Raw genomic sequence first — 17,193 nt, 5'->3', positions numbered from 1 at the left:
GAAGTATATATAATTTTAAAGGAAAGGGTTAATTAGAGAAAGCGGGGATGTTACATGCCAATGTACAAACGGTCCATGGCGGTGTTTTTGGTTTTGGCAATACTGATCATTGGTGGAAGTTTGTATGGTTATTATGAAAAAGATAAAGTTATTACGTTGGATGCAGTAGCTAAGGAGGATTTGCCAGCAGCTGAAATTACAGTATATGTGTCTGGTGCTGTCAATAAGCCAGGGGTGGTAACACTGCCTGAAAAAGCAAGAGTTGTCGATGCGGTGAACCTCTGCGGAGGTGTGCTGGCGAGCGCTGATGCTGGGAAGATCAATATGGCTCAAGCTTTAAAAGACGGTATGCAGGTTGTGGTACCCGAAAAACTGGCGGGCAATTCATCCGGAAATGAGGGGCAGAGTAAAGCGGCAACACCTGCAGGTAGTTCTTCAAATCTTATCAATATAAACACGGCAGATGCAAAAGAACTGGATCGTCTGCCAGGTGTGGGACCGGCAATGGCGCAGCGCATTATCGAATATCGGATAACTTCCGGTGCTTTTCAAGCTATTGAAGATTTAAAGAAAGTCCATGGTATGGGGGCAACTAAGTTTGAGAAACTAAAAGACAAGGTGTCTTTATGAAAACAGGTCAAAATCAGCTTATATTTATTAATTTGCTCATTGCTTTTTTTGTGCTGGGCATTTTTTGTGCAGGGAAGCTGATACTGCCCGTTTGGTGTTTTGCGGTTGCTTTTGTTATTCTATTGCTTTACGCTATATGGGGGCTTTATAAGGTCAAAGAATCTGCTATTTATGGATTATGTTTGTTGTTTTATTGTTTGGGATTTATAGTGTGTAGCGAGGCTTCGCTGGTATCAACGTATAATATTAGTCATTTTATGAATGAGTCTGTTAAAATCCAAGGGGCTGTTGCCGAGGCACCCAGGATTACTGTGGGGATTGATGACAGTGAAAAAATTCGCTATGTCATGGAAGTGAAGTCCGTTGATAAAAACAATGCTCCTGTTTTTGCCGATGGAAGTATGTATGTGTATGTTTCACAACCAGTGACAAAGTCAGTGGCCCGAATTGGTGATGTTATTACGGTAACTGGCGTTGTTAAGGCACTACATGGTTATCAGAACCCCGGGATCATTGATATAGTCGCCTCAGCCCGGCGACAGGGCATTACAGCTCGTTTGAATTTAGGAAAAAGCGATGTCAAAATTACCGAAGCAAATGTACATCCTTTTTTGCGTAAAGCGGATGAATTGCGCAATCATTTACGTGCAGCTATGAAAAATGTAATGTCCGAGGCAGATGCAGCCGTTCTATTTGCAATGCTGTTTGGTGGCTATGATGGAATCAAACCAGAACTTTTAGATTCTTTTACCGCAACGGGTATTATTCATATTTTATCCGTATCGGGGTCTCATATTACCTTATTGGCTGGGACTTTGGTTTGGTTGGGGCGTGTTTTACGCTTAAAATCATCGTTATTGGCAGTTTTCGTTACACTGGTTATTTTAGCGTATACAGTACTGGCGGGCTGTGTTTCACCGGCAGTTCGTGCTGCTGTTATGGGAATATTGACATTTGCCGCATTGGCATTTGAGCGTGAAGCAGATGCCAGACGGATACTCAGTTTAGTAGGTTTTTTGATGATTTTGCTAAAACCACAGCTCATCTATGACATTAGCTTTCAATTATCGTTTGCGGCGACTGGCGGACTTTTATATTTAGCACCGTTTCTAAAATGCAAACTCGATTTTCTGCCAAAGTGGTTGGCGGCGAATTTGTCTATTACTATGGCAGCGCAAATTATGGTTTTACCTTTTTTAGCCTGGTATTTTAATTCGGTGTCAGTGAGCTCGCTGCTCGCAAATCTGCTGGTGGTACCGATTTTAGAATATGTGATTGTTTTGGGACTTGCTGCGGGTCTTTTTGGTTTGGTGCTGCCTGTAGCGCAAAGTTTACTATTTGCATTTTGCAGTTTATCTATTGGTTTTGCCTATGAAATCACGAACTTCATAGCACGTATTCCCGGTGGTAGTATCTATTTACCATCCGGTGGTTTTGTAAGTGGTATCGTTTACTATCTCTGTCTGTCTGGCTGGGTTCAATATGGCAAGGTAAAAGAAATGTGTCAGCGAATGAATTGGCAGCATTATAGACAGGTGCTTTGTTTGCTGTCTTTTCTGGGCATCGCGTTTTTTATTTGGCAATACAGCAAGACTCAGCCACTATATGTTCATTTTATTGACGTTGGACAAGGGGATGCAATTCTTATTGTGTCACCACACGGAAAAGCCGCTATGATTGATACCGGCGGTATATTAAATAGTGATTTTGATATAGGCGCAAGAGTCGATTTGCCTTATTTGCGCCATTATGGCGTTACAAAACTCGATTATTTAATTTTGACGCATGTTCATGTCGATCATGCGGGCGGGGCGGGCTCTATTTTGCGTAAAATTCCGGTCGATCATATTATAACGGGTCGCGAAAATCGTCAGGAATATGCGCAGGTATTTAAAATGGGTCTGGAAAATGAGCGAGGCCGAGCGATGATTCCGGCGTATGAAGGACAAATTATTTTTTTAGATAATGTAAAACTGGAAATCGTTCATGCGATGGATGCCGTGCAGGGCGGCACGGGCAATGAAGTCTCCAATGTTATAAAAATCAGTTATGGCCAGCATAGCTTTTTGATTACGGGAGATTTAACAGAGGCAGAAGAAAAACAGATGATAGCTAAGTCTGCTGCTATGCAAAGTACTGTGCTTAAAGTCGGGCATCATGGTTCAAAAACATCTTCAAGTCAAGACTTCTTTGATGCAGTTAAACCAGCTTACGGTGTCATTTCCGTTGGGGCCGATAATAAGTTTGGTCATCCCGATCAGGTGGTTTTAGATCGTTTAGCACAGAATCATATTCGGTTTTGGCGAACGGATGAAGCCGGTGCAATTGTTTTTTCCAGTGATGGCAAACGGCTGGATGTTAGGACGTTTCGGGGTGTTGAATAGTTGGTTTTAGGGGGCAGCTTGGTTTTACAAATGCGATAAAATATTATATGATACAGAAAACAGCATTTCCTAACGAAATGGAATAGATAGGTGTAGAAATAAATGAATTATGCTGAAGCAATGACAGCAATCAAAAAAAATGATCTGAAATCGGTGTATTTGATTTCAGGTGAAGAAACATATTTGATCGATAAAATAGAACAAGCTTTGCTGAAAAAATTATTGCCAGATGGAAACCGAGATGGTTTGCAGCGATTTAATGGCGATCTTGATTTACATGAATTGATGAATCTCATTGAATCCGCACCTTTTTTTACGGACAAGAATGTAATTTTGATTCGTGGTACAACTTTGTTTAAGGAAAAGAAAAAAGCAGCAAAGACAAAGGAATCGGCAAATCCAGTGGAAGAGCAATTTATGCATCTGTTAGAGAATATGCCGCCTTACAGCGTTTTGATTTTGGAAACACCGGAAAAAGCGGATAAACGTCGTAAGATTTATAAAACGATTGTCAAGTTTGGTCTGGCCGCTGAGGTAGAGGCTGTTAGAGCCTGGAATATCAAAGACTGGCTTCAGGAAAAACTCATTGAAATCGATAAACAGTTTGATCGTGAGGCCTATACGTACTTTTTTGAAATCACAGGAGTGATGAATCAAATTTCTTTGGGGTTTTTAGATCAGGAACTGGATAAACTGGTTCTTTATACCGATCGCCAGTTTATTACGAAGCAAGATTTATTGCAGGTTTTATCGAGTATTCCGGAAGTATCGATTTTTTCGATGCTCGATGCCATTAGTGATAAAAATATAAATAAGGCGATCATGTTATTATCCGAGCAATTAGCGGGCGGGATTCACCCTTTGGCGATATTGACACTTTTGACGCGTCATACACGTCAGCTTTGGCAGGCGAAGACGCTGCAGGCAAAAGGGTATAAGGGCAAACAATTGGCAGCACCGCTGGGGCTGGTTCCTTTTGTTGCTGAAAAAGTTGGTATGAAAAGTTTGAAGTTTACGGAGCCTGTTTTAAAAAAAGCGTTGTTGAATTTGGCAGAGGCTGATTATAAATTAAAATCTGGTCAAGCGAATGTGGCTCTTTTGGATCAAATTGTCATTGAGCTATGTATGTGACCGATATAAAAAAGCCATCACTTACTTTTTATTTTAGTAAAAGTAAGTGATGGCTTTTTTATGAAAAATTTTGGTGAACGTAAGAAAGCCTGTCCGTTAGGACAGGCTTTTTATCACATCATGTAAAATTAGTTCGCTAAAGCGTTAAGTTTACGAGCTAAACGTGACTTTCTGCGAGCAGCAGCGTTTTTATGGAAAACGTTGTTAGCAGCAGCCTGGTCGATCGTTTTGCTAGCTGTAATAAGGAGGGCCTTAGCTTCATCTGCATTGCCTGCTTCAATAGCTTCGACTAATTTACGGGAAGCAGTTTTAACAGCGGATTTAGCAGAAAAGTTTCTGGCACGACGTTCAGCGTCAGATTTTACACTACGAATAGATGATTTAATATTTGGCAAGTGATTCACCTCCTTAATGGTTTGTTACCTAACAATTCTAGCATGATGGCGTTGGGAAATCAAGACCTATTTTTCCAAAGAGAAGAGGGTACTGCTGATTTAGATTCAAAACAACGCACCGCAGCAATTACCAAAAGCTATCTATTTACTTGCGGGGAGATTAGATAAAATGATATACTTATAAATAGTATTCGTAATTAGCTCGTAGGAGGAAAAAATGCAGACTAAAAATATTCGTAATTTTTCTATTATCGCTCATATTGATCATGGCAAATCAACGATTGCGGATCGTTTGATTGAATATACAGGAACTTTATCAAAACGTCAAATGGAAGCACAAGTTCTTGATACCATGGATCTTGAACGCGAACGGGGTATAACGATTAAAGCACAGACTGTACGACTTGATTATCAAGGCAAAGATGGACAGATGTATCAGCTTAATTTGATTGATACACCGGGGCATGTTGATTTTACTTATGAAGTTTCACGCAGCCTGGCTGCTTGCGAAGGGGCTTTGCTCGTCGTGGATGCAGCGCAAGGCGTGGAGGCACAGACTTTGGCGAATGTGTATATGGCATTAGAACATGATTTGGAAATTCTTCCAGTCATTAATAAAATCGATTTGCCAAGTGCCGATCCAGAAAAAGTGAAAACAGAAATTGAAGATATCATTGGACTGGATACATCCGATGCAGTTCTTGCCAGTGCAAAAGCAGGGATTGGCATTGAGGCAATTTTGGATCAGGTTGTAGCGAAAGTTCCATCTCCAGCGGGAGATCGGGACAAACCGCTTAGTGCTTTGATCTTCGATTCTTATTTTGATGCGTATAAAGGTGTAATTGCCTTGATTCGTGTTATGGATGGCAGCATTAAACCCGGTATGAGGCTGAAGATGATGGCTACGCATAAGGTTTTTGAAGTTACGGATGTGGGCTGTTTTAGACCAGCTCCAGTCAATGTCGGAGAACTTAGTGCCGGCGAGGTTGGCTTCGTTGCCGGCAGTCTTAAAAATGTAAAAGATGTGCGTGTTGGTGATACGGTAACATATGCTGACAATCCAGTGGCAAAAGCATTGCCGGGGTATCGTGGCATCAATCCGATGGTGTATTGCGGTTTATACCCGGTAGATAGTTCAGATTATGATAATTTGAAGGATGCACTCGACAAACTTCAATTAAACGATGCGGCTTTATTATTTGAACCGGAAACATCGATGGCGCTTGGTTTTGGTTATCGCTGCGGATTTTTAGGGCTTTTGCATATGGATGTTGTTCAAGAACGGCTTGAACGAGAATACAATTTAAAACTTATTACGACAGCGCCGAGTGTAATTTATCATGTTTATAAAACCAATGGTGATTTGCTAAAAATTGATAATCCGGCGAATCTGCCACCACTTACGGAAATTGATCATATTGAAGAACCATTTGTGAAGGCAACGATTATTGTGCCAAATGATTATGTTGGTGCGGTTATGGAAATTTCACAAGATAAACGTGGTGAATTTAAGAATATGGATTATCTGGATGTCAATCGTGTACTTATCAAATATCATATTCCTTTGAGTGAAATTATTTATGATTACTTTGATCGTCTTAAATCGTCAACGCGTGGTTATGCTTCGCTCGATTATGAACTTACAGATTATCAAACATCAAAACTAGTAAAATTGGATATTCTGTTAAATGGCGAACCTGTTGATGCTTTGTCAACGATTGTTCATGTTGATCGAGCAACGCAGCGCGGACGGCAGCTAGCGGAAAAACTCAAAGCAATTATTCCACAGCAGATGTTTGAAATTCCTATTCAGGCAGCGATCGGCAACAAGGTCATTGCTAGGGAAACTGTACGAGCAATGCGCAAAGATGTGCTGGCAAAATGTTATGGCGGGGATATTACGCGTAAACGCAAGCTATTGGAAAAACAAAAAGAAGGAAAGAAACGCATGAAGTCTGTGGGGAATGTAGAAATTCCACAGGAAGCTTTTATGGCGATTTTGAAGATTGATTGACTATGAAGCTGGGATTATATGTTCACATACCATTTTGTTTGCAAAAATGTTTTTATTGTGACTTCCCGTCTTTTGCTAATATAGCAGATTTGAAAGAGGCTTATACGGACGCTTTGTGTAAGGAAATTCTTATGCAAGGCGCTCTTTTGCCTTGTGCGGTCGTTGATACAATTTATATTGGCGGCGGTACGCCCACCACATTGTCCGACGGTTTGCTGCGCAAAATTCTCGCCTCGCTAAAGCAGGCTTTTCATTTTAATGAGACTATGGAATGCAGTATCGAAGCAAATCCGGGTACAGTCAATCCGCAGCAACTAGAAAGTCTCAGGGCAGCAGGTGTCAATCGTATCAGTTTTGGTGTTCAGACTTTTGAGGATAATTTACTTGTCAAAATTGGCAGAATTCATACGGCACAAGCAGCAAGTCAGTCTGTTTTGTTGGCACAAGCAGCCGGATTTACGAATATCAATCTTGATTTGATGTATGGGCTGCCTGGTCAGACTTTAGCCATGCTCGAAAAAAGTATGCAAATAGCGATGGATTTAGGTGTGGATCATATTTCAATTTACGGGTTAATTGTAGAAGAAGGAACCGTTTTTGCCGCAAAAGAAAAGCAAGGTCAATTGGAGCTTCCATCGGAAGAGCTTGTGGAACAGATGTATGATCGAATTATGTCAGCTCTGCCAAATGCCGGATATGAACGCTATGAAATTTCAAATTTTGCAAAAGCCAAGTGTTATAGCCGGCATAATTTGAAGTATTGGCAGGATCAGCCCTATCTTGGGCTTGGCGCCGCTGCACATTCTTATATAAATGATCGTCGTTATGCCAATACACATGATGTGAAAGCTTATATCGCGGCAGTAAACAGTGGTAAAGTTGCAGCTGAGGTGGAAGAGGAAATGACAAGCACTGTTTTGATGGAAGAATTCTGCTTTTTGGCTTTGCGGACAAAATGGGGAATTGATTGTGGAAAATTTGCAGAAAAATTTGGCCGGTCGATTTTTGCAGTATATGGTAATGTCATCAAAAATTTGCAAGAGAAAAAATTGCTGACAGTCGATGCGAGATCTGTTTATTTGACTGCATTGGGAATGAAATATGGTAATCAGGTTTTTGCCGAATTTCTTTTGGATACATGATAAAAAAATGATTTACAATGTTGACATTTAGTCGGAAGAGTGGTACATTTTTATTAGACATTAGCACTCACTAGTTCAGAGTGCTAACAATAGGAGGTGGGAAAATGCTTGACGAACGCAAACAACGTATTCTCCAGGCAATTATTAATGATTACATTTCCACCGCAGAACCTATTGGCTCTAGGACAATTGCCCGCAAATATGATCTGGGTGTAAGCTCAGCGACAATTCGCAATGAAATGGCCGACTTGGAATTACTCGGCTATATTGAACAGCTTCATACATCATCAGGTCGTATACCATCGTCAAAAGGGTATCGTTTTTATGTCGATGACTTATTGATTCCCACGACGATGACGGAGAATGAAATTACGCTGATCAGGAATTGGTATAAGGCAAAAGTAAAGCGGGTTGAAGAAGTTTTTCAAGAGACTGCAAAACTTATATCAAGAATGACAAAAAATGTTTCACTGGTGCTTGCACCGCAGTTATCACAAGCGGCTTTTAGGTGTCTGCAATTTTTACCGCTTGATGCAAAACGTGTGATTGTTGTTATTATGACAGATGCCGGGTTTATTGAAAATAAAATTATTTTTGTGCCATCTGGTGCTGCGTTTGAAGATTTTCAACGTATGGCCCTTGTCATAAATAAACATTTAATGGGACACACGATGGATTCAATTACAACGGCTACCTTGCGTAAAATAAGAGATGATATCATGGATACATCTTTATTTGATGCGGCGATGGATGTGATTGATAAGGCTTTGATGGTTGATAAAAAAGAACGGATTTATTTAGGTGGTACAACGCAGCTTTTGAATCAACCAGAGTTTCGTGATGTTGAAAAAGTCAAAAATATTTTATTGATGCTAGAAGAAGAACAACTCTTATGTGATATATTACATTCTAATACAAACCATGGATTGAGCGTTTCGATTGGTCATGAAAATAAATACAGCGGCATTCAAGATTGCAGTATTATTAGCGCAACTTATCATTTGGATGGAGAGCTTTTAGGTACGATTGCGGTTTTGGGGCCAACTCGTATGGAATATGGGAAGACGATCGCTTTGCTTGATTTTATGAATGAGAATTTATCGCAGGTTTTACAAGAGTTTGGTTGGTAAGTACGGGGCATTTTGTAAAGAAACGATATAAATGAGAAGTCACAGTAAATTAAGTTGACTGATAAAAAGAGGTGAGGTTTTAAAGATGGCGTTTCTCAAAGAAGAACTGAAGAAAAAAGATGCTGTAATTATGGATGAGATGAAAAAAGAAATTGATAAGGCCGAGAAAGAAGACCAACAGGAATCTCAGGTTGAGGAAGAAGAAGTATTGACAGCTGATGAAGTGACTACGGAAATGAATAGTGAAATCGAAACATTGAAAGCTGAATTAGAGCAAAAACAAAAAGATGTTTTGGAAAATGCAGATCGGGTAAAACGTTTGCAGGCTGATTTCGATAATTTTCGTCGCCGTACACGTCAAGAAAAAGAAGAGTTGTCAACTTTTGTAGTTCAAGGCTTAATTAAAGATTTGCTGCCGCTTTTAGATAATTTGGAGCGCGCTATCAGCGTAGAAACTGCTGATGAGACATCGCTTCGTGAAGGTGTTTCTATGATATATAAACAGTTTTTTGCAGCACTTGAAAAAAATGGATTAGAATCTATCAAAGCAATTGGTGAAAAATTCGATCCGAATTTCCATCAGGCTATCATGCGTGTCGAAGATGCGGATAAAGAAGATGACATTGTTGCTGAAGAACTGCAAAAAGGTTATTCAGTTCATGGTCGTGTCATCAGACCAAGTATGGTTAAGGTAGTTGCTAATTAATTTTAGATAAATAAAAAATAAATGATCGCAAAATCAATTATGAGTATTAGTAGGAGGAATTTTACATGTCAAAAGTAATAGGTATTGACTTAGGTACAACAAATTCAGTTGTGGCTGTAATGGAGGGTGGCGAACCAACTGTTATTACAAATACAGAAGGCAGCCGTCTTACACCATCGGTTGTTGGTTTTTCAAAAACAGATGAACGTTTAGTTGGGCAATTGGCAAAACGTCAGGCTGTATCCAATCCAGATCGTACGTTTGCGTCGATTAAACGTCATATGGGTACAGATTATAAAGTAACGGTTGATGGCAAAAATTATTCACCACAAGAAATTTCAGCAATGATTTTACAAAAATTAAAAGCAGATGCTGAAGCGTATCTTGGTGAAACAGTAACACAGGCTGTTATTACAGTACCAGCTTACTTCAACGACAGCCAGCGTCAGGCAACAAAAGATGCGGGTAAAATTGCCGGTTTGGAAGTATTGCGTATTATCAATGAACCAACAGCAGCAGCGCTTGCTTATGGAATGGATAAAGGCGAAGAGCATACAATTTTAGTATTTGACCTTGGCGGCGGTACATTTGATGTCTCCGTTTTGGAACTTGGTGATGGTGTATTTGAAGTAAAAGCTACAAATGGTAACAATCACCTTGGTGGTGATGATTTTGATCAGCTTGTTATGAACTGGATGGTTGAAGAATTCAAAAAAGAAAACAGTATGGATCTTTCGAAAGATAAAATGGCGGCACAGCGTCTAATTGAAGCTGCTGAAAAAGCAAAAGTGGAATTATCAACTGTACTTTCGACCAATATAAATCTGCCGTTTATTACAGCAGACGCGAATGGTCCTAAACATTTGGATCTTACGCTTACTAGAGCAAAATTTGATGAACTTACAGCAAGTCTTGTTGAATCCACAATGGAACCTACCCGTAAAGCACTCCAAGATTCAGGCCTTAGCGCAAGTGATATTGATAAAATTATCCTTGTTGGTGGTTCAAGCCGTATTCCTGCTGTTCAGGAAGCCATCAAGAAAAATCTTGCCAAAGAACCACATCGTGGTGTAAATCCTGATGAATGTGTAGCAATTGGTGCTGCTATTCAAGCAGGTGTTCTTGTTGGTGAAGTAAAAGATGTTTTATTATTAGATGTAACACCGCTTTCTTTGGGGATTGAAACATTGGGTGGTGTTTGCACAAAAATTATTGAACGTAACACAACGATTCCTACTTCAAAAAGTCAGGTTTTCTCTACTGCTGCGGATAGTCAGCCTTCGGTTGATATTCATGTATTGCAAGGCGAACGTGAAATGGCAGCTGGCAATAAAACATTGGGACGTTTTGAATTATCGGATATCCCACCAGCACCAAGAGGTGTGCCTCGTATTGAAGTTTCTTTCGATATTGATGCCAATGGTATTGTTCATGTATCTGCAAAAGATTTGGGTACAGGCAAAGAACAAAAAATCACGATTACTTCCGACAACGGCATGAGCAAGGAAGATATTGATCGTATGGTTAAAGAAGCCGAAGCACATGCATCTGAAGATAAACAGCATAAAGATGAAGTTGAAACTCGGAACAATGCAGATTCTTTAGTATATCAAGCAGAAAAAACAATTAAAGATTTAGGCGATAAAGCCGATAAAACACAAGTAGAAAAAATTCAAGCAGCAGCTGAAGTTGTAAAAGAAGCTTTAAAAGGTACGGATCTTGAAGCAATCAAAAAAGCAACGGAAGAACTGCAAAAACCACTTTACGAAATGAGTGCAGCAGCATATCAGGCAGCTGAACAAGCTGGTGCAGCACAAGGTCAGGGAGCTCCCGAGGCTGGGCAAGCTGCTGGCAAAAAAGATGACGATGTAGTGGATGCAGAATACAAAGTCGTTGATGATGAAAAAGACAAAAAATAAGAGTTTGCCAGAAAGCAATTGAAGAAAAATTTGTAAATAGAAAATCCAATAACTCCGGCTGAGTATTAGTCGGAGTTATTCGGTTAATTTGACATATATAGGAGTTTAGGTGGTGCGAAGTGAGTAAGCGCGATTATTATGAAGTCTTAGGTGTTGAAAAAGGTGCCTCAGACGTTGAAATTAAAAAAGCCTTTAAGAAAATGGCCCGGAAATACCATCCTGATTTGAATCGGGATAATCAAAAAGAAGCGGAAGCACAGTTCAAAGAAATAAATGAAGCCTATGAAATTTTATCCAATCCGCAGAAAAAAGCACAATACGATCAGTTTGGTCATGCAGCATTTGATGGATCAGGCGGCGGTGGTACTGGTGGATTTGGCGGATTTGGCGGCGGAGCGGAAGCTGGCGGATTTGGTGATATCTTTGACATGTTTTTCGGTGGTAATGGCGGAGGTCGTGGTTCACGTCGACCTGGACCAGAACGCGGCAGTGATTTACGCTATGACTTGGAAATAGCCTTTGAAGAAGCTGCCTTTGGTAAAGAAGTGGAACTCAATATTCCGCGTACCGAAGAATGTAAAACCTGTAATGGCTCTGGTGCCGCAGCTGGCACAAAACAAGAAGAATGTCCACAGTGTCATGGGAATGGACAGGTACAGTATGCACAAAATACGCCATTTGGAAGAATCGTCAACTCGCGCGTTTGTGATCGCTGTGAGGGAACAGGGAAAATCATTAAAACTCCTTGTAAAGATTGCGGTGGTAAAGGTACAAAACGCGTTAAACGCAAAATCAGTGTTAAAATTCCAGCAGGTGTAGACAATGGATCAAGAATTCGTGTTTCAGCAGGTGGAGAAGCTGGCATTCGTGGTGGTGGTCCTGGCGATTTATACGTATATATCTTTGTCAAAACGCATCGTTTATTCAAACGCGATGGTGTAGATGTACTATGTGAAGTGCCAGTATCATTTGTTCAGGCAACGTTGGGTGATAAAATTGAAGTGCCGACATTGGATGGAAAAGTTGAAATGACGATTCCAGAAGGTATTCAGTCGGGCTCTGTTCTGCGTCTAAAAGGCAAGGGCATTCCATTCCTGCGCGGGTCTGGTCGTGGCGATCAGCATGTGAAAATCAAAGTATTGACGCCGCAAAAATTAAGCAGCAAACAAAAAGATCTTTTAAAAGAGTTTGGTGCAGCCAGCGGTGAAAATATCAATCCAGAGCAAAAGAGTTGGACCGATAATTTAAAAAAATTCTTTAAATAAAATCATCCGCAAATAGAATTCGTTCAGAAAAGCACTGGTTTAAACTACGATTTTGAAATATAATAAAATAAGAAAAGTGAAAAAGCAGCCGGGGATATCCTCGGCCTTGCTTATTTCAGGTGAATATTGGAATAACTGTTAAGGGAGAGATTGCATAGTGAAATGGGCTGAAGTTAGTATAAGAACAACGCATGAGGCAACGGAATTGATCGCGGAAATCTTTCATGATCTGGGAGCTTCAGGAGTCGTTATCGAAGATCCTGAACTGGTGAATACATATCGTAATTCAGGAACATGGGATTATACGGATATACCCGAAGCAACAAATACCGAAGTTGTTACGGTTAGAGCCTATTTGCCAATGGACGAAGAATTGGATGATAAACTTCGTGCTTTTGAAAAAGAAGTCGATGCCTTAGCAGGCCATGATATTGATAAAGGTACAGGGGATATTTCTTATAGTGAAATTCAAGATGAAGACTGGGCTAATAATTGGAAAAAGTATTTCCATACGGAAAAAATTGGCGATATCATCGTAATTAAACCATCATGGGAAGAGTATACGGCAAGTCCGGATGACATTGTCATCGAGCTTGATCCCGGCATGGCCTTTGGAACCGGGACACATCCAACTACGTCTATGTGCATTCGGATTTTAGAAGAAATCGTTACTGGCGGCATGAAGGTATTTGATGTTGGTACGGGGTCTGGAGTTTTAGCAATTGCCGCCGCTAAACTAGGGGCTACTGAAGTCACAGCGGTAGACTTTGATCCGGTTGCTGTCACTGTTGCTAGCGAAAATGTGGCAATCAATCAGGCTGATTCAATCATTTCGGTTGGCCGTGGCGACCTTTTAAAAGGGATTGAAGGGAAAGCGGATCTTATAATTGCCAATATTATTGCCGATATCATTATTGTTTTGCTTGATGATATTCCAAATAAACTTAAAATAGGCGGCAGCATGATTGCCAGCGGCATTATTGCCGATCGTCTTGGTGATGTTACGGAAGCTGTTATTGCTCATGGACTTTTGGTTGATCGGGTGCTCGAAGAGGGCGGCTGGGCTGCTATGGTAATTCGCAATGGAGGAACGACAGTGTGAGACGAGTCTTTATTGATGGATTGCTAGCGGATGAAATCAAAATAAGTGGTACAGATGGACATCATATTATGCATGTTCTGCGCGCTAAAATTGGCCAGAAGCTGGTTGTGGTGGATTCATCCCAAACGATTGCTGAAGCTGAAATTATTGCTTTTGCCAATGGGGAGATAACCCTAAAGTGTCTTAAACAAATGAATGCCAATACGGAAGCACCCATTGAGGTTGTTTTGGCACAATGTCTGCCCAAGGCGGATAAAATGGATTTTATTGCTCAAAAAGCTGTGGAACTTGGTGTAAGTTCAATCGTGCCAGTCATCAGTACGAATTGTGTAGTTAAATATGATGCAGCAAAACAAATAGCAAGAAGAACCAAGTGGCAGAAAATTGCCGATGAAGCTGCAAAACAATGTGGACGTACGATACAACCGGTTGTAGAGCCGATTGTTAGATTAAAAGAAGTATTAGAAAACTTAGATTCAGATATCGTTGCCTTCATTTGCTATGAAGGTCGGGCAGATGTTCCAATTCGTGATTTTTTAAGACATAACACAGCACGACGATTTTTTGTCTTGATTGGACCCGAAGGTGGTTTCACACCAGAAGAAGTGGAGCTTTGTCTGAAAAATGGCGTTCGTACTGTGACGATGGGACCTCGTATTTTACGCAGTGAAACAGCATCATTAGTAGCTGTGAGCCTCGTTATGTATGAAAATGGAGATCTAGGTGGAAGGAGTTTGTAAGTTTTGCCAAAAGTTGCCTTAACGACTTTGGGATGTAAAGTAAATCAATTTGAAACTGAAGTCATGGAAGGTTTATTCAAAAAAAGAAACTACGAAACGGTTTCTTTTGCGGATCAAGCCGATTTTTATATTATTAATACTTGTTCGGTTACGCATTTGGGCGAGAAAAAATCACGACAGCTGATTCGTCGCGCCCAAAGGCTTAACCCCAAAGCTATTATCGCTGTAACTGGCTGTTATTCACAGATTGCTCCAGAACAGATTCAAGCTATTGAGGGTGTGAATGTTGTGATTGGTACGAAAGAACGCAGCAAAATAGTTGATCTGGTTGAACGTGCAGCCGAGGAACATAATCTTATTATGGATGTTACGGATATCATGAAAGCTACAGAATTTGAAGATATACCTTTATTTGATATGCCGGGACGTACACGGGCTTTTTTAAAAATACAAGAAGGCTGTTCAAATTTTTGTTCGTACTGCATTATTCCATATGCGCGCGGACCACTGCGCTCACGAAAACTAAGCAGTATTAAAGTCGAAGCAGAAAAATTAGTTGAGGCGGGTTTTAAAGAAATTGTTTTAACGGGGATTCATTTAGGTGCATATGGGCGTGATTTGTCGGACGATATCAATCTGGTAGACGCGGCGCGGCTTGTTTTAACAATACCAAACTTAAAAAGATTGCGGCTGGGTTCGTTAGAATCCATTGAATTATCAAAGAACTTATTTGATTTGATTTGCGCCGATGATCGCTTTAGCCCACATCTCCATTTACCGCTGCAAGCAGGACAGGATGACATTTTGAAAGCTATGAACCGTCACTATACAACCGAGGAGTTTGGACGGCTTATTACGTATGTAGAAGAGTCTGTACCGGGGATCGCTATATCAACGGATATTATTGTTGGGTTTCCTGGTGAAACAGATGAAATGTTTGAACAGGGGCTGGCATTTGCGAAATCTATGAATTTTGCCAAGATGCATGTTTTCCCTTATTCGAAGCGGGCTGGCACCCCAGCTGCCACGATGAAGAATCAAGTTCCTGAAATTGTAAAAAAACAGCGGGTTCATATCATGCAGAAAATGGCAGATGCGAAGGCGGCAGCTTTTCATGAAGGTTTTATTGGATCGGATGTTTCTGTCTTATTTGAAGCAAATCATGATGGGGTTTTTGATGGACTTACAGGAAATTATATTCGCGTTTATGTCAATGACCGAATTGATTGTGGCGAAATTTATCAAGTTCATATTGAAAAAATATATCGTGATGGTTTATGGGGGAAAATTTGTTGATAAAATTTATTTTTTAGCAGGAATATGCTAAAAAAAGCCGAAGTAAACAAAGATACAGTATAAACTGTATCTTTGTATCTGGAAAGATTTTTTTACCGAAAGGAGGTGCATTATGCATACTGATTGCATTTTTTGTAAAATAGCAAACAAGGAGATACCAACCAAGTTTGTTTATGAAGATGAATCTGTTGCTGCTTTTAAGGATTTAGAACCACAGGCACCTATACATGTGCTGGTTGTCTCAAAAAAGCATATTGCTAACCTCCTGGATGTTGCTGCTTCAGATCAAGAATTGCTTTCCCATATTATGGGTGAAGTAATTCCGAAGATTGCTAAAGAATTAGGCGTGGATGAAAAGGGATTTCGTGTCGTGGTCAATACCAAAGTCGATGGCGGACAGACGGTGTCGCATCTCCATTTTCATTTGTTAGGTGGAAGATCAATGACATGGCCACCAGGTTAAGAGTTGACAATAAAACCCTAGTTCATGTATAATATTTAGGTGTAGTTAAGCAGTACACTCCCATGTCAAGTGGAGGGGGGGAGAAATAGATGTCAGAAGTTAAAGTTGGAAAAAACGAAACAATCGATAGTGCACTCCGCAGATTTAAACGTACTTGCCAAAAAGCTGGTACTTTAGCTGAAGTTAGAAAACGTGAGCATTACGAAAAACCTAGTGTTAAACGTAAAAAGAAGTCCGAAGCTGCGCGCAAACGCAAATTTAAAGCTTAATTTTCGTTTCGGGGGAATTTTAATGTCACTTAAAGAACAATTGACTGAAGACATGAAGACCGCCATGAAAGCGAAAGAAGAAGGAAAGCAACGTCTTTCTGTAATTCGTATGGTTCGGTCTGCACTTCGGCAAGTCGAAATTGATGGTAAAAAAGAGCTCGATGACAATGGAGTAATTGATATCATCAGTAAAGAAGTCAAAATGCGTAAAGATTCTATTGAAGAATTCAAAAAAGGAGATCGCGAAGATCTTGTTGCGCAAGTTGAAGCTGAAATTGTAGTATTGATGTCGTATCTGCCTGTACAACTTTCTGAAGATGAAATTCGCAGCCTTGTTAAGGAAGCTGTAACGGCTAGCGGTGCTTCATCACAAAAAGAAATGGGCAAGGTAATGGCACTCTTGATGCCTAAAGTTAAAGGTCGTGCAGATGGTAAGCTTGTGAATACCATTGTACGCGAAATATTGAATCTATAAGAATAAAGACTGTTTTAAACAGATGCAATGAACGAACCTCATCTTGGTTGAAGGGGCGTTGTAAAATTTCATAGAATTGCTGGCAGTCGCTATGCTTTTCATAAAACTGACATCGTTTTTACACGATGTCAG

The 17,193-nt window shown here is 40.3% G+C and carries 16 protein-coding genes; 15 read left to right on the top strand and 1 reads right to left on the bottom strand.

The window, feature by feature from the left end; genetic code table 11:
* Positions 1–54: 54 nt before the first annotated feature.
* The 3 genes from BMY14_RS18035 to holA all read left to right on the top strand — a co-directional run bounded on the left by BMY14_RS18035 (position 55) and on the right by holA (position 4,145).
* Positions 55–630, top strand: coding sequence for a helix-hairpin-helix domain-containing protein (locus BMY14_RS18035; protein ID WP_091834988.1), 576 nt, complete (start codon positions 55–57; stop codon positions 628–630).
* Entirely contained in the window at positions 627–3,014 is a 2,388-nt protein-coding gene (locus BMY14_RS18030) for a DNA internalization-related competence protein ComEC/Rec2 (protein ID WP_091834985.1), read from the top strand. The genes BMY14_RS18035 and BMY14_RS18030 overlap by 4 nt, the downstream gene beginning before the upstream one ends.
* Positions 3,015–3,116: 102 nt before the next feature.
* Positions 3,117–4,145, top strand: a complete 1,029-nt coding sequence (gene holA / locus BMY14_RS18025; RefSeq protein WP_091834982.1) for a DNA polymerase III subunit delta — start codon at positions 3,117–3,119, stop codon at positions 4,143–4,145.
* A 128-nt stretch (positions 4,146–4,273) separates the two neighbouring features.
* On the opposite strand, the gene rpsT is transcribed toward holA, so the two are convergent.
* Entirely contained in the window at positions 4,274–4,540 is a 267-nt protein-coding gene (gene rpsT, locus BMY14_RS18020) for a 30S ribosomal protein S20 (RefSeq protein ID WP_091834979.1), read from the bottom strand.
* Positions 4,541–4,757: 217 nt separating this feature from the next.
* Between rpsT and lepA the strand changes: the two genes are divergently transcribed.
* The 12 genes from lepA to BMY14_RS17960 all read left to right on the top strand — a co-directional run bounded on the left by lepA (position 4,758) and on the right by BMY14_RS17960 (position 17,061).
* Positions 4,758–6,554 carry a translation elongation factor 4 gene (lepA, locus tag BMY14_RS18015; protein WP_091834976.1) on the top strand — a complete coding sequence of 599 codons (1,797 nt, stop codon included), beginning with the start codon at positions 4,758–4,760 and terminating at the stop codon, positions 6,552–6,554.
* A 2-nt stretch (positions 6,555–6,556) separates the two neighbouring features.
* Positions 6,557–7,696: a radical SAM family heme chaperone HemW gene (gene hemW / locus BMY14_RS18010; protein WP_091834973.1), complete on the top strand. Its 1,140-nt coding sequence runs from the start codon at positions 6,557–6,559 to the stop codon at positions 7,694–7,696.
* A 104-nt stretch (positions 7,697–7,800) separates the two neighbouring features.
* The gene (hrcA, locus tag BMY14_RS18005) at positions 7,801–8,826 is read left to right on the top strand and encodes a heat-inducible transcriptional repressor HrcA (protein WP_091834970.1); all 1,026 of its coding nucleotides are present in this window, start codon (positions 7,801–7,803) and stop codon (positions 8,824–8,826) included.
* A gap of 85 nt (positions 8,827–8,911) precedes the next feature.
* Complete coding sequence (gene grpE, locus BMY14_RS18000) at positions 8,912–9,532, top strand: nucleotide exchange factor GrpE (protein WP_245741477.1); 621 nt, start codon at positions 8,912–8,914, stop codon at positions 9,530–9,532.
* A gap of 65 nt (positions 9,533–9,597) precedes the next feature.
* Positions 9,598–11,451 carry a molecular chaperone DnaK gene (gene dnaK / locus BMY14_RS17995; protein ID WP_091834967.1) on the top strand — a complete coding sequence of 618 codons (1,854 nt, stop codon included), beginning with the start codon at positions 9,598–9,600 and terminating at the stop codon, positions 11,449–11,451.
* Between the two features lie 119 nt (positions 11,452–11,570).
* A complete protein-coding gene (dnaJ, locus tag BMY14_RS17990) occupies positions 11,571–12,716 on the top strand; it encodes a molecular chaperone DnaJ (RefSeq protein WP_091834962.1) in 1,146 nt (381 codons plus the stop codon).
* 157 nt (positions 12,717–12,873) lie between these two features.
* The gene (gene prmA / locus BMY14_RS17985; protein WP_091834959.1) at positions 12,874–13,818 is read left to right on the top strand and encodes a 50S ribosomal protein L11 methyltransferase; all 945 of its coding nucleotides are present in this window, start codon (positions 12,874–12,876) and stop codon (positions 13,816–13,818) included.
* Positions 13,815–14,558, top strand: a complete 744-nt coding sequence (locus tag BMY14_RS17980; protein WP_091834955.1) for a 16S rRNA (uracil(1498)-N(3))-methyltransferase — start codon at positions 13,815–13,817, stop codon at positions 14,556–14,558. Before prmA ends, BMY14_RS17980 begins: the two co-directional genes overlap by 4 nt.
* 3 nt (positions 14,559–14,561) lie before the next feature.
* Entirely contained in the window at positions 14,562–15,854 is a 1,293-nt protein-coding gene (mtaB, locus tag BMY14_RS17975) for a tRNA (N(6)-L-threonylcarbamoyladenosine(37)-C(2))-methylthiotransferase MtaB (protein ID WP_091834952.1), read from the top strand.
* A gap of 112 nt (positions 15,855–15,966) precedes the next feature.
* Positions 15,967–16,317: a histidine triad nucleotide-binding protein gene (locus BMY14_RS17970; protein WP_091834949.1), complete on the top strand. Its 351-nt coding sequence runs from the start codon at positions 15,967–15,969 to the stop codon at positions 16,315–16,317.
* 89 nt (positions 16,318–16,406) lie between these two features.
* Positions 16,407–16,586, top strand: coding sequence for a 30S ribosomal protein S21 (gene rpsU, locus BMY14_RS17965; RefSeq protein ID WP_019553266.1), 180 nt, complete (start codon positions 16,407–16,409; stop codon positions 16,584–16,586).
* Between the two features lie 22 nt (positions 16,587–16,608).
* Positions 16,609–17,061 (top strand): GatB/YqeY domain-containing protein, encoded by a 453-nt coding sequence (locus BMY14_RS17960; RefSeq protein WP_091834946.1) that lies wholly within the window; start codon positions 16,609–16,611, stop codon positions 17,059–17,061.
* Positions 17,062–17,193 lie beyond the last annotated feature (132 nt).

The organism is Propionispira arboris (genome assembly GCF_900109225.1).
GTDB lineage: Bacteria > Bacillota > Negativicutes > Selenomonadales > Selenomonadaceae > Propionispira > Propionispira arboris.
Note: the sequence above shows the minus strand (reverse complement) of the source record. Positions and strands in the feature narration are given on the sequence as shown.